Origin of the sequence: Paraburkholderia sp. GV068 (genome assembly GCF_003058125.1) — a bacterium.
Taxonomy (GTDB): Bacteria; Pseudomonadota; Gammaproteobacteria; order Burkholderiales; family Burkholderiaceae; genus Paraburkholderia; species Paraburkholderia graminis.
In genome coordinates this window covers 135,987-147,752 of the sequence record NZ_QBUB01000007.1, presented here as the reverse complement: position 1 = coordinate 147,752, position 11,766 = coordinate 135,987, and the positions used below count along the sequence as shown (strand labels likewise).

The window sequence follows — 11,766 nt, the reverse complement described above, 5'->3', positions numbered from 1 at the left end:
TAACGAGGAACCTCTTCTGCGATGCTGAAAAAACTGCAAACGATGCTGCGCGCGATCGACTCGGCCCGCGGATTCAACGACGAGCACGACGCGGGTATCGCGATGTCGTCGGTGCAAGGCGAAGGCGGCCTGCAACAACGGCATGCGGCCAATCCTCGTCCGGCGCGCTTGCGCGGCCCGTGGCGTGCCGCACGTTCGCGTCGGCCGAGGATCGTGCCGCGATAACGGATAGTGGTCGCGCGCGTCATGCGCGGCTATTAACTCGCCATAGCGGCGTAAAAAATTCGCGTAATTCGAATGCGGCGATTTAATTCGCGATTCGCGAAATGCACGATAGCTGATAACCCGTTTTAAGAAGTTTTAATGAAAGCGGGCGAATTAAAAATAAAATAGCCGTTTTCAGCTTCAAACGTTCAATCACCCGGTCGCCCTATCCCGATCCACCGCGTGCCCGCCTGGTCGCCGATTGCATATCATATGTTTAAACCATCGCTATCGGCCCCCCCACGCCGATCCATTTATTCATGCGGCGGAATTGCATCATTTCAGTTTACAATTATTTCCCCGGCGCATCGCTGCCGCAAACAATATAAAGCGGAAAGACTTCCCGCCATTTTATCTTTTCAGATAGACCGGCCGGTAATTGATTCTTCCGTCTGCATTAATAGAACATTGGAGAGAGACAACTATGCTAAGCCCCAAGGAGTTTGCCACCCTCATGTTGGTCAAGGCTGCTCCGGATCAGATCGATATGTGTCGCGAAGAACTCGACACGCTGCTTGAACGGCAACTCGTCGCACTCGAAGACCTCGCTTCCGGACACCAGCGCCTGCATGTCACTTGTGCAGGTCATTCCATGCTCAACGCGGTGGCGCGCAAACGCTAGGCGGCGAACCTCTCATCGTTGCATCGAAATATTGACGAGAAAGTAGTCATGGACGAACAACTGGTAAGCATCGTAATGGGCTGCGCGGTGCTCGCGATAGGCATCATCTTCGCGGTCGGCCACTATCGGCGGGAGCATCGCCGCGCACAATTGCTGCGCCAACTCGACCACGCGCCCGTGTGGAACTGGTTGCGGCATCATCAGCATCGCCACTGACAACGCGGCCAGCCCCGACGTGACGTATGCAGGCACGCGCCGCAAGCTCGCCGGCGCGTGAGGGATTAACGCTATTTGCAGCAGGCGCGCACGAGCCGATAATGGACGGTTCCGACCGTTCCATAGCTCGACATGCGCGACCGAATCGACGACGAAATCACCTTTCGTAAACTGGAAGTGCTGCTCGCCTTCATGCAAACCGGCAGTCTCGCGAAGGCGGCCGAAGCGCTGAACGTGAGCACGGTCAGCGTGCATCGCGCGTTGCATTCGCTCGAACAGGGCGTGCGCTGCGCGCTGTTTCGCCACGAAGGCCGCAATCTCAGATCGACCGACGCGGCGCAAATGCTCGCCGACGTCGCGCAGGAAGTCATCACGCTGATGTCCGACGGCATTCGTGCGACGCGCGAAGCGGCGGGCTATTCATCGGACCGGTTGAAGATCGGCTCGCTCTATTCGCTGACCATCAGGACGGTGCCGGGCATCGTCGTCGACATCAAGGTGCGGCGGCCCGCGCTTCAGGTCGAACTCGTGCTCGGCCCGAATGCCGAACTGATCGAGAAGCTCAAGCAGGGCGCCATCGACGCCGCGCTGATGGCCTTGCCCGACGCCGAGCCCGAGATCGAATCCATTCCGCTTTTCGAAGACGACATTTTCTTTGCCGCGCCCGCCAACTCGCCGTATGCCAATCTCGAAGCGGTCGATCTGCGCGACTGCCGTGACGAAACTTTCGTCTCGCTCGGCGAGGGCTTTGCGACCTATCACGGCTTTCAGGAAGCGTTTCGCGTCGCGGAGTTCACGCCCAACGTGACCATGCGAGTCGGCGACATTTTCTCGCTGATGAACCTCGTGAGCGGCGGCGTCGGCTATACGCTGTTGCCGGGCCGCGTGCGTGACGTGTTCGGCGACAAGGTCCAACTCATCGCGCTCAAACCGCCATACCGGATGCGCCAGACCATCGGCGTGAGTTTTTTGCGGGCGCGCGAGCGCGACCCGAATCTCCTCGCGCTGATGGCCGTGTGCCGTCTTCGTACGCGAAACGAAGGCTAAACGAAGGCTGACACATAAACCAGGGCTGCGCATTTGCGTCGCCGCTCAGCCGCCGACCAGCGCGCGCGTCGCGAAGAACAGCAGCGACGGTCCAAGCAGGCAGCCCACGCCTGTATGAAACGTGGCGATCAGCGCACCGTAAGGCACGAGCCGCCGGTCGGTCGCCGCGAGTCCCGCGCTCACGCCGCTGACCGTGCCCGCGAGGCCGCCGAAAATCATCGCCGAGCGCGGCGTCTTGAGGCCCATGAAGTTGGCCGCGAGCGGCGTGCCGATCATCACGATGATCGCCTTGATGAGACCCGTTGCAATGCTGAGCGCGATCACGTCGGAGCTCGCGCCGATCGCCGCGCCCGTCACCGGTCCGACGATGTACGTGACCGCGCCGGCGCCGATGGTCGTCATGCTGACCGCATCGGTATAGCCGAACGCATGCGCGACGCTTGCGCCCACGATAAACGGCAGCACCGTGCCGAGCAGCAGCGACAGCACGCCGATGAGCCCGGCCTTGCGCGCTTCGGTGGCCTGCACTTCGAAGGCCGTCGCGACGATCGCGAAGTCACGCAGCATCGCGCCGCCCATCAAGCCGACGCCCGCGAACAGCGGCAAATCGGCGAGACCTTTCTGACCCGCGGTGAACGCGCCGCCGAAGTACGCGAGCACGAGGCCGATCACGATGGCGATCGCCGAGCCGTGCACGCGCCCGAACGTGAGCTTGCGCGAGATCATCGACGACACCCACATGATGAGTCCCACGAGCGCGAACGCAGTGACGAGGCCGTTTTGTATCAGTACTTTGTCGATCATATGGATCATGGCTGGCTCCTGCGTCAGATCTCTTCGGGTTGCGGGCTGCTGATGAACGAGGTGCTGTCGCGTCCGGTGCGCGAGAGCACCGCGATGCACACGGCGCACACAGCCACCGCGCCCAACGCGGAAAGCAGCGCGACCGGTCCGCCCTTGAGCGCGGCAACCACGTTCTGATTCGCCGCCATCGCGACGACGACGGGGATGTACATCGCGCCCCAGAAGCCGACGCCGGCCTCGGTTTCTTTCGGCAGCAGTCCTTTGCCGTGCAGATAGAGCCGCAGGAAAATCAGCAGCAGCATCGCGATGCCGACACCGCCGACGTTGGTCTTGACGCCGATCGCGACCCCGAGCAGATCGCCGAGAAAGAGTCCCGCAAGGTGGCAGAAAGCGAGCAGCGCCGTTCCGTAGATGATCATCTGTTGTCTCCTGTCGACCGCGGTCGACTCTCTTGCTTTAGTGTCTTACCCGCGTTTTGTGCAAGGGCTGCTGACGGGTGGGGTTGACCGCTTACGAGCCAGCATTGCGTGCACAACGCGGCTCTTTAGGGCATGGCCGAGTCTATGGGACACAGAGACCCGGTTTCAATCACCTTCGGCAAGCATTTGTTATCGCGAGGCTAACGATTCGCGGCAAGAAGCGGTGAAAGCAGCGTGGGGCGGGGACGTGGCGCGGTTTAGGGGTTTTCCCTCGCGCGAGACGCGGCGCAGCCCGGTTCTTGATTTGACGTCGCCGCCGCCGCATAGCGCCCCGGTGTGGTCCCGGTCGCGCGCCTGAACATGTCGATAAACGCGCTCACGTTTTCATAGCCGAGTTCGAGCGCGATCGTCGTCACGCTGACGCCCTCGGCGACGAGTTCCAGCGCGCGAAGCAGGCGCGCCTGCGCGCGCCACTGCGCAAAGCTGAGTCCCGTCTCGGCGACGAAGCGCCGGCTCAGCGTGCGCGGCGACAGTCCCGCCCACTCGGCCCATTCCTCGAGACGTCGCGAGTCGGAAAGATCGGCGGCCAGCGCGTCGGTGATACGCATGAGCCGCGGGTCTTCCGGGCTCGGCAAATTCAGCGACTCGGCCTTCGACGCCGCCAGTTCATCCATGATGACTTCGGCAACCCGCGCCTGCTGCGCATCGAGCAATGCGCCGGTCCAGCTCGCCGCGCGGCGCACGGCCGCGCGCAGCAAAGGCGTCGTGCGGATCGCCCGCGGTTGCGTGGGCAACCCGGCACACCGCTCCTCGGCAATGAACACGCTCCAGCCGGAAAACGGACCATGCGAGCGCATCGAATGCTCGCAATACGGCGGCACCCATATGGCGTAAATGGCGGGCGCGACCCATTGCTGCCGGCCCACGCCGACCGACGCGAGGCCGCTCAACGCGCCCATCAACTGCCCGCGTGCATGCGCGTGCGAGGCCACTTCGCGGGACGCCCGTTGTGTGAGTTCTCCCGCCATCAGAAAGGGCACGTCAGGCGCTGTGAGCAGTTCTGGACGAATCAGCGGAATAGTCATGGCTCGAAATCCGTATCGAATGGCATTTATACCTGAGACGACCCGGCACTGCATCTCTAGACTGAACTCACTACCACTTCGAGGAGTTCATCACGATGCGAGCCGAACACATTCTTCCCGACCATGCCGATTCCGTCGATGTCGGCGGCGTGACGATTCGCAAGGGCACGATCGCGGCCTTTTTTGCCAATGCGCGTGTGTGGACCGATCCCACCGCAAGCGAGACCGCACGCGGCCAGGCCGCCGCCGATATTCGCGAGGCGCTGCCGGCGTTGCGCGCGTCCGGCCTGTTCGACTTCGTGATGATTCGCGATCCACAGTTGCGCGAGTGGATCGATAGCGGGGCACCGACTCATTCGGCTACCGAGGCGCGGTCATGAAAGCAGCGGTCGTCATGCAAGCCGGTCAGATGCCGGTGTATTCGGACATCGACGAGCCCGCGCCCGCGGAAGGTCACGCGATAATCGACGTGGAGGCTTCGGCGCTCAGTCACATCACGCGCGGCAGGGCGTCCGGCACGCACTATTCGTCATCGGCGCGTCTGCCGTTCGTCGCGGGCATCGACGGTGTGGGCCGCCGCCGCGAGGACGGCAAGCGCGTCTATTTCTTCGCGCCGAAGGAGCCGTCAGGCGGCCTGGCCGAGCGAACCGTCGTCGCGCAAAGCCAGTGCATCGAAATCCCCGAGACGCTCGATCCCGTCCTGGCTGCGGCGATGGCGATTCCCGGCATGTCGTCGTGGGCAGCGCTCGCCGAACGCGCGCACTTCGCTCGCGGCGAGACCGTGTTGATCAACGGCGCGACAGGTGCGTCGGGACGGCTGGCTGTGCAGATCGCCAGACATCTCGGGGCCGCGAAGGTGATCGCCACAGGGCGGCATCCGCAGACGCTCAGCACGCTTGCATCCGTGGGCGCGGATTACGTGCTTTCGCTCGATCAGGAAGAGTCCGCATTGCAGCGCGCGCTCGAGCCTCACTTTCATGAAGGTGTGGACGTGGTGCTCGATTACCTCTGGGGCGCCAGCGCGCTCACGCTGCTGACGGGCGCGGCGCGGTCGCTTCCGGGTGGTTATCCGATGCGCTTCGTGCAGATCGGCTCGGTTGGCGGCGCAACCATCTCGCTGCCGGGCGCGGCGCTGCGTGCATCGGCGATTATGTTGATGGGCAGCGGAATTGGCAGCATTCCTCTCGAGCGGCTGTTCAACGCGACGCGCGAGGTGTTGCATGCCGCGATTCCATCCCGCTTCGAGATTGCCACGCAGGCCGTTCCTCTCGCCGAACTTGCGACGCATTGGAACGAAAGCGGCAGCCGCTTGCGCACCGTCTTCACGATGCAAGGCTAACCGGCGGCTGCGCTGCGGCTGCGGCTGCGACTCAATGCGCCAGCTTCACCGCGCCGCGATTGCGGTTCAGCACGCGCGCCTGCAACACGATGACAAGCAGCAGGAACATGCCGCGAATCACCGACTGCCAGTAAGCCGACAAGCTGATATAGCCGAGCCCGTTCTCGAAGTTGAGCAGATTGAAAACGAGCGCGAGCAGTGCGACGCCCGCAATCGTCATCGCAATCGAGCCTTCGCCGCCCGTCAGCCGTGTGCCGCCGAGCACGACCGCCGAGATCGCGAACAGCTCCCAGCCGACGCCCTCGTTGGGCTGCCCCGCGCCGAACTGCGCGGCGAGAATGCTGCCGGCAATGCCCGCGAGCAAACCGCTCACCGCATACACGGCGACCAGCGTGCGATCCACGTTGAGCCCCATGAGCCGCGACGCTTCCTCGCTGCCGCCGATAGCCAGCGCATGCCGCCCGAAGCGCGACGAGCGCAGCGCGATCCAGCCGAGAATCGCAGCGACTGCCGACACGATGCCCGGAATCGGCAAGCCGAACAGATCGCCCTGGCCGAAGCCCGCAAAGCTCGAATCGGACGCGATGCCGACCGCGTCGTTGTGACCGAGCAGCAGCGCGAGACCATGCGCGCCGAGACTCGTCGCGAGCGTGACGATGAACGGCAGAATACGCATGCGCGTGATGACGAGTCCGTTGAGCACGCCGACAGCAAGCCCTGCTAACGATCCCGCCAGCACCGCGGCCACGCCGCCATGCGGACTCGCCAGCGCCGACACGACACTCGCGAGCGCCGCCACCGCGCCTACCGAAAGATCGATGCCGCCCGTGATGATGACGAACGCCATGCCGATCGAGATCAGCAGGAACATCGAGTTGTAGCGCCAAAAGGAAAGCACGTTGTACGCGTCGGCGAAATGCTCGTAGCGCGTCACGCCTAGCACGAGCAGCGCTACGAGTGCGCTGATAATGGGCAGATTCTTCTTCATAAGCGTCAGCCTCGCTTGCGTTGCACGTACACCGCGACGATGATGATCGCCGCCTTGAGCACCAGCGCCGCCGCATCCGGAATGCCGTGCGCGAGCAGCGTGTAACGCAGCAACTGGATGATGAGCGCGCCGATCAGCGTGCCGGTGATATACGCCTTGCCGCCTGTCAACGCCGTGCCGCCGACGGCCACCGCCGCGATCGCATCCAACTCGACGCCCAGACCGATGACGTTCGCATCCGACGACGAATTCACCGAAATCGAAATCAGACCGGCGAGTCCGGCGAGCGCCGCGCAGACGGTATAGGCGATCATCTTCACGCGCACGGTCGGAATGCCCGACAGATACGCCGCGTCTTCATTGCCGCCCGTCACCAGCAGATACTTGCCGAACAGCGTCTTGCGCACGATCCACGTAAATACGGCGACGAGCGCGAGCATCAACAGAATCTGGAAGGGCACGCCCGCGACCTTGCCGAGCGCGATCCATTGAAACGCCGGATTGGAGAAGGCTTGCAGGCTGCCGTCGGTGACGACCTGCGCGATGCCGCGTCCCGCGATGAACAGCACCAACGTCGCGACGATCGGCTGCACGCGAAGCCGCGTGACGAGCAGGCCGTTGAACACGCCGCATAGCGCGGCCGCGACGATCGGCAGCGTGAAGGCGAGGGCAATGCCGGGCGGCCCCGCGATGTTCATAAAGAGCATCGGCGCGACCGCGCCGGCAATCGCCATCGACGCGCCCACCGACAGATCGATGCCGCCTGTGGCCACCACCAGCGTCATGCCGATGCCGACGATCACGATCGTCACCACTTGCGTCAAGTTGACGTTGAAGGTTTGCAGCGACACGAAGTGCGGCGTGAAAAGCAGATTGAAGACGATCATCGCGACGAGCACGACGATCTCGCGCTGAATCGCGACGCCGCGTTTTTTCCTCGCGGGCGCCTGAACGATTTGCGCCGCGCGCTGCGTATCATCGATCATGTTTGGCTTCCTCCACCGCTTCGGCCAGCGTCGACCGCTCGCCCGCGCCGTGTGCGATTGCGTCCATGATCGAGGCCTCGTTCATCTGCGCGCCGTCGAGCTGCGCGACGGTCTGTCCATCGCGGATAACGACTGCGCGATCCGCGACCGCCGTGAGCTCTTCGAGTTCCGAGGCCGACAGCAGCACCGCCAGCCCCGAATCGCGCAGTTCGCGCACGATCTTCGCGACGTCGGCCTTCGCGCCGACGTCGATGCCGCGCGTCGGTTCATCCAGCAGCAGCAGACGCGGATGCGTCGCGAGCCAGCGCGCGAGCAGCACCTTCTGCTGATTGCCGCCCGAGAGTTCGCGGATCGGCTGATCGGCGGAACGCAGCTTGATGCCGAGCGACTCGATAAAGCCATCGACAATTTCTTTCTGCCGCGCGACATCCACGATGCCGCGTTTCGTGAGCGCGGGCAGACACACGAGCGTGAGGTTGTCGCGCACCGACAACTCCGGCACGATGCCTTCGGCCTTGCGGTCTTCGGTCAGATACGCGACGCCATGCGCGATCGCATCTTTCGGCGATTTCCATGCGACGGTCTCGCCATTCATCGACAGCGTGCCTTTCTCCGGACGATCCGCGCCGAACAGCAAACGCATCGTCTCCGTGCGGCCCGAGCCGAGCAGTCCGGCGAGGCCGACGGCTTCGCCCGCGTGCACGTCGAGCGACACGTCCGCGACTTTTGCGCCGGCCGACAGTCCTTGCGCACTCAGCGCGAGGCCGCCGCGCTTCGCGAGATTCGCTTCCTTGACCGCGCTGTCTTCGTGGACGACGGCGGCGAGCGTGCGGCCGAGCATCGTCGTGACGAGCCTGAGCTTGTCCATGTCCTGCATCGCGCTTTCGGCGACGGTTTGCCCGTCGCGCATCACGGTGACGCGATCGCACAACGCATACAGTTCGTCCAGCCGATGCGAGACGAAGATCACCGCGCGTCCGTCATCGCGAAGACGGCGCACGACGCTGAACAGCAACTCGACTTCGCGTTCATCGAGCGACGAGGTGGACTCGTCCATGATGACCATCTTCGCATCCGACGACACCGCGCGCGCGAGCGCGACCATCTGCTGAATCGCTGTGGAATATTCGCGCACGGGCTTCTTCACATCGATCTTCAGTCCGAACGATTCGAGCAGTTCGTCCGCGCGGCGCTGCACGGTTTTCCAGTCGATCAGGCCGAAGCGGCGCGGCTCGCGTCCGAGAAAGATGTTCTCCGCGACCGAGCGGAACGGCACCAGATTGATCTCCTGATAGATCGTGCTGATACCCGCTTCGCGCGCTTCCTTCGGCGTGCGGAAATCGGCTTCGCGTCCGTCGAAGCGAATCGTGCCCGCGCTTTTCCGATACGCGCCGGTGAGGATCTTGATGAGCGTCGATTTGCCCGCGCCGTTCTGCCCGATCAGCGCATGCACTTCACCCGCCGTTACGGTCAGCCGCGCGCGTTTCAACGCGGCGACACCGCCGAAAGAGATGTCGATGTCCTGCATGTCGAGCAACGGAGCTTGAGCCATCGTGCGTCATCCATCATCGAAAGAACTGAAACGACAAAGCGGGCGCTTTGGAAAAAGCGCCCGCGAAGGCACAGAGCTGTCGCTCAATAGCCGTACTGCATGCTCGCGTCGACGTTGCTCTTGTCATAGAAGCGATCGGAGACCTTGACCCACGGCGGGATCGTTTCGCCTTTCGCGTACTTCTGCGCGACGTCGCAGGCGAGCGGTCCGAAGAACGGGCTCGATTGCACGCTCGCGCCGAGTTCGCCGGCCTTGATCGCTTCGAGTCCGCCCTTGGTGCCGTCGATTGTCACGATCTGGATGTCCTTGCCCGGCTGCTTGCCCGCGGCCTTGATCGCGGCGATCGCGCCGAGCGCCATTTCGTCGTTGTGCGCATAGACGGCGGTCACGTCGGGATGCGCCTGCAACAGCGTCTCCATCACCTGGCGGCCCTTGTCGCGTGCAAAGTCGCCGCTTTGCGATGCAACGATCTTCATGCCCGGATTCTTGGCGATGACTTCATCGAAGCCTTTCTTGCGATCGTTCGCGGCGGACGCGCCCGTCGAGCCTTCGAGTTCGATGATGGTCGCCTTGCCATTGGTCGCCTTGATGAGCCAGTCGGCGGCGCGCTGTCCCTGGTCGATGAAGTCGGAACCGATGAACGTGATGTAGTCCTTGCCGGCTTTCGCCATCGACTGATCGACGTTGCGGTCGACGAGAATCACCGGAATGCCGGCCTTTTTCGCCTGCATGATGACGGGCACGAGCGGCTTCTCTTCACGCGGCGGGAACACGAGCAGATCGACGTGCTGCGCGATCATGCTTTGAATGTCCGCGACCTGCTTGGCGGCCGAACTGTTCGCGTCGGTCATGACCATCTGCCAGCCGCACTTCGAGGCGATCTCCTTGAAGCTTCTCGTCTCCGCAAGCCGCCACGGGTTATTGCTTTCCGTCTGCGCGAAGCCGACTCTCAGCGGCTTCTTGTTTGGGATCTTCGGCAGCGCGTCGTCCGCGGCATGCGCGATGCCGAAGCCGGCGGAAAAGGTGAGCGCAGCGAGTGCGATAAACGATGCAGCGATCGGGCGCAGGCCCGTTTTCTTTGTGAGCGACAGCATGTCTTCCTCCGATAAGGATGGTTTGCCTCTTCTTGTCAATGCCGATGCTTGTGATGCCCGGTCTACTGCGTGCTGCGAGAGCGCCAGCTAGAGAGCTAGATGCACTGGCTAGTCGTTAATATTATTAATAGCGAGTTGCTTCGTTTCGGCGATGACCTTGACCGAGCCGCGCTCGATCAACGGTCCGTCGAGCTTGACCGTGCGACGCCGCACGGGCGCGCCCGCCGCGCGGTTGTGTTCTTCCTGCAAGAGCGTGTCGACCGCCCATTTGCCAAGCTCGTAGTTCGGCAACACGACGGTCGATAGCGGCGGATGCGTGTGCCGCGCGATTTCCTGATCGTCGTAGCCGAGCACGGACACATCGTCGGGCACGCGCAGGCCGAGCTGCTTGAGCGCTTCGATGGCGCCGAGCGCCATCAGATCGTTGGCGCAGAAAATGGCCGTCGGCGGATTCGGCTCGCGCATCAGCGAGAGCGTTTCCTCGAAGCCGGTCGCCGGTCCCCAGTCGCCTTCGCGCACGAGTTCCGGCGCGAACGGCAAATCGGCCGTCGCCAAAGCCGTGCGATAACCCTTCAAACGATCGCGCGCCGCATCCTGCCACGGCTCGCCGTTGATATAACCGATCCGCCTGTGTCCCGCCGCGAGCAGATAGTCTGTCGCCGTGTGGCCGCCCGCGACTTCGGCGGGCACCACCGACGACACATCGGCATCGCTCGAATAGCAGTTGAGCAGCACGGTCGGCACGCGCGCGAGCGCCGCGGGTACGGTCACGCGGCGGGTGTACACGGTCGCGTAGATCACGCCGAGCACGTTCGCATTGCCGAGCGTCGCTTCGAGCACGCGGGCTTCGATCTCCGCGTTGCCGTGCGTCGAATACACCGCGAGCATGCGGCCGTGAGCGAACGCGGCATCGCGCGCGCCGTCGATGCTGACGACCGGATGCGGGCTCGTGGAGATCTCATCGGCGAGATAGACGATCAGGTTGCGTTCGCCCTGTGCCGTGTCGAACGAGGGCAGCGCGCTCGTTTCGCGCTGCGTCATCCGGTAGCCGAGTTCCTGGGCCGCGCGCAGTACCTTGTCGCGCGTGGCGTCGGAGAACTTCGCGCCGCTCGCGTTGTTGAGCACGAGTGAAACCGTCGATTGCGAGACTCCGGTGAGCTTCGCAATGTCGGTCATGGTAGGGCGGCGTTGGGTCGTCTTCTTCATGGGCTTGCCGGCTGGAGTGCAGCAAACTTACCACTAATATTAGCGATGAACAACGCGCATCGGCGCCCATTCGATCGGGGTTTTCACCGAGTATTACTAATAATATTGACGACCCAAAGCGACGCATGCGATTCTTTTTTGCAA

Annotated in this window: 14 protein-coding genes; 6 read left to right on the top strand and 8 right to left on the bottom strand. The window is 63.2% G+C overall.

Translation table 11 applies throughout. From position 1 onward, the window contains the following. The first annotated feature begins 21 nt into the window (after positions 1-21). From C8K18_RS16475 to C8K18_RS16465, 4 genes are all read left to right on the top strand, one after another. Positions 22-225 (top strand): hypothetical protein, encoded by a 204-nt coding sequence (locus tag C8K18_RS16475; protein ID WP_107708347.1) that lies wholly within the window; start codon positions 22-24, stop codon positions 223-225. A gap of 463 nt (positions 226-688) precedes the next feature. After that, complete coding sequence (locus C8K18_RS16470) at positions 689-886, top strand: hypothetical protein (RefSeq protein WP_006051067.1); 198 nt, start codon at positions 689-691, stop codon at positions 884-886. 48 nt (positions 887-934) lie between these two features. Beyond that, positions 935-1,102 carry a hypothetical protein gene (locus tag C8K18_RS33320; RefSeq protein WP_006051066.1) on the top strand — a complete coding sequence of 56 codons (168 nt, stop codon included), beginning with the start codon at positions 935-937 and terminating at the stop codon, positions 1,100-1,102. 132 nt (positions 1,103-1,234) lie between these two features. Then, entirely contained in the window at positions 1,235-2,149 is a 915-nt protein-coding gene (locus tag C8K18_RS16465) for a LysR family transcriptional regulator (protein ID WP_006051065.1), read from the top strand. Between the two features lie 45 nt (positions 2,150-2,194). Here C8K18_RS16465 and madM read toward each other — a convergent pair whose 3' ends face one another. The 3 genes from madM to C8K18_RS16450 all read right to left on the bottom strand — a co-directional run bounded on the left by madM (position 2,195) and on the right by C8K18_RS16450 (position 4,457). Continuing rightward, positions 2,195-2,962 (bottom strand): malonate transporter subunit MadM, encoded by a 768-nt coding sequence (madM, locus tag C8K18_RS16460; RefSeq protein WP_006051064.1) that lies wholly within the window; start codon positions 2,960-2,962, stop codon positions 2,195-2,197. Between the two features lie 14 nt (positions 2,963-2,976). Beyond that, positions 2,977-3,372 carry a malonate transporter subunit MadL gene (gene madL / locus C8K18_RS16455; RefSeq protein WP_006051063.1) on the bottom strand — a complete coding sequence of 132 codons (396 nt, stop codon included), beginning with the start codon at positions 3,370-3,372 and terminating at the stop codon, positions 2,977-2,979. 257 nt (positions 3,373-3,629) lie between these two features. Beyond that, positions 3,630-4,457 (bottom strand): helix-turn-helix domain-containing protein, encoded by an 828-nt coding sequence (locus C8K18_RS16450; RefSeq protein WP_107708346.1) that lies wholly within the window; start codon positions 4,455-4,457, stop codon positions 3,630-3,632. A gap of 95 nt (positions 4,458-4,552) precedes the next feature. Between C8K18_RS16450 and C8K18_RS16445 the strand changes: the two genes are divergently transcribed. Both C8K18_RS16445 and C8K18_RS16440 read left to right on the top strand, forming a co-directional pair. After that, positions 4,553-4,837 carry a hypothetical protein gene (locus tag C8K18_RS16445; RefSeq protein ID WP_107708344.1) on the top strand — a complete coding sequence of 95 codons (285 nt, stop codon included), beginning with the start codon at positions 4,553-4,555 and terminating at the stop codon, positions 4,835-4,837. Further along, on the top strand, positions 4,834-5,796 hold the full coding sequence (locus C8K18_RS16440; RefSeq protein ID WP_107708342.1) for a zinc-binding alcohol dehydrogenase family protein: 963 nt from the start codon (positions 4,834-4,836) through the stop codon (positions 5,794-5,796). The genes C8K18_RS16445 and C8K18_RS16440 overlap by 4 nt, the downstream gene beginning before the upstream one ends. A gap of 31 nt (positions 5,797-5,827) precedes the next feature. Here the strand turns inward: C8K18_RS16440 and C8K18_RS16435 are convergent, their stop codons facing one another. From C8K18_RS16435 to C8K18_RS16415, 5 genes are all read right to left on the bottom strand, one after another. After that, entirely contained in the window at positions 5,828-6,784 is a 957-nt protein-coding gene (locus C8K18_RS16435; protein WP_053857943.1) for an ABC transporter permease, read from the bottom strand. A 5-nt stretch (positions 6,785-6,789) separates the two neighbouring features. Beyond that, entirely contained in the window at positions 6,790-7,770 is a 981-nt protein-coding gene (locus tag C8K18_RS16430; protein ID WP_107708340.1) for an ABC transporter permease, read from the bottom strand. After that, positions 7,760-9,322: a sugar ABC transporter ATP-binding protein gene (locus C8K18_RS16425; protein WP_107708338.1), complete on the bottom strand. Its 1,563-nt coding sequence runs from the start codon at positions 9,320-9,322 to the stop codon at positions 7,760-7,762. The genes C8K18_RS16430 and C8K18_RS16425 overlap by 11 nt, the downstream gene beginning before the upstream one ends. Positions 9,323-9,405: 83 nt before the next feature. After that, complete coding sequence (locus C8K18_RS16420; protein WP_006051055.1) at positions 9,406-10,416, bottom strand: ABC transporter substrate-binding protein; 1,011 nt, start codon at positions 10,414-10,416, stop codon at positions 9,406-9,408. Between the two features lie 108 nt (positions 10,417-10,524). Further along, positions 10,525-11,622 (bottom strand): LacI family DNA-binding transcriptional regulator, encoded by a 1,098-nt coding sequence (locus C8K18_RS16415; RefSeq protein ID WP_006051054.1) that lies wholly within the window; start codon positions 11,620-11,622, stop codon positions 10,525-10,527. Positions 11,623-11,766 lie beyond the last annotated feature (144 nt).

Coding starts and splice junctions, on each gene's coding strand:
- C8K18_RS16465 (WP_006051065.1), top strand. CDS start 1,235: ATGCGCGACCGAATCGACGACGAAATCACCTTTCGTAAACTGGAAGTG.
- C8K18_RS16420 (WP_006051055.1), bottom strand. CDS start 10,416: ATGCTGTCGCTCACAAAGAAAACGGGCCTGCGCCCGATCGCTGCATCG.
- C8K18_RS16450 (WP_107708346.1), bottom strand. CDS start 4,457: ATGACTATTCCGCTGATTCGTCCAGAACTGCTCACAGCGCCTGACGTG.
- C8K18_RS16435 (WP_053857943.1), bottom strand. CDS start 6,784: ATGAAGAAGAATCTGCCCATTATCAGCGCACTCGTAGCGCTGCTCGTG.
- C8K18_RS16415 (WP_006051054.1), bottom strand. CDS start 11,622: ATGAAGAAGACGACCCAACGCCGCCCTACCATGACCGACATTGCGAAG.
- C8K18_RS16445 (WP_107708344.1), top strand. CDS start 4,553: ATGCGAGCCGAACACATTCTTCCCGACCATGCCGATTCCGTCGATGTC.
- C8K18_RS16470 (WP_006051067.1), top strand. CDS start 689: ATGCTAAGCCCCAAGGAGTTTGCCACCCTCATGTTGGTCAAGGCTGCT.
- C8K18_RS16425 (WP_107708338.1), bottom strand. CDS start 9,322: ATGGCTCAAGCTCCGTTGCTCGACATGCAGGACATCGACATCTCTTTC.
- C8K18_RS16475 (WP_107708347.1), top strand. CDS start 22: ATGCTGAAAAAACTGCAAACGATGCTGCGCGCGATCGACTCGGCCCGC.
- madM (WP_006051064.1), bottom strand. CDS start 2,962: ATGATCCATATGATCGACAAAGTACTGATACAAAACGGCCTCGTCACT.
- C8K18_RS33320 (WP_006051066.1), top strand. CDS start 935: ATGGACGAACAACTGGTAAGCATCGTAATGGGCTGCGCGGTGCTCGCG.
- madL (WP_006051063.1), bottom strand. CDS start 3,372: ATGATCATCTACGGAACGGCGCTGCTCGCTTTCTGCCACCTTGCGGGA.
- C8K18_RS16430 (WP_107708340.1), bottom strand. CDS start 7,770: ATGATCGATGATACGCAGCGCGCGGCGCAAATCGTTCAGGCGCCCGCG.
- C8K18_RS16440 (WP_107708342.1), top strand. CDS start 4,834: ATGAAAGCAGCGGTCGTCATGCAAGCCGGTCAGATGCCGGTGTATTCG.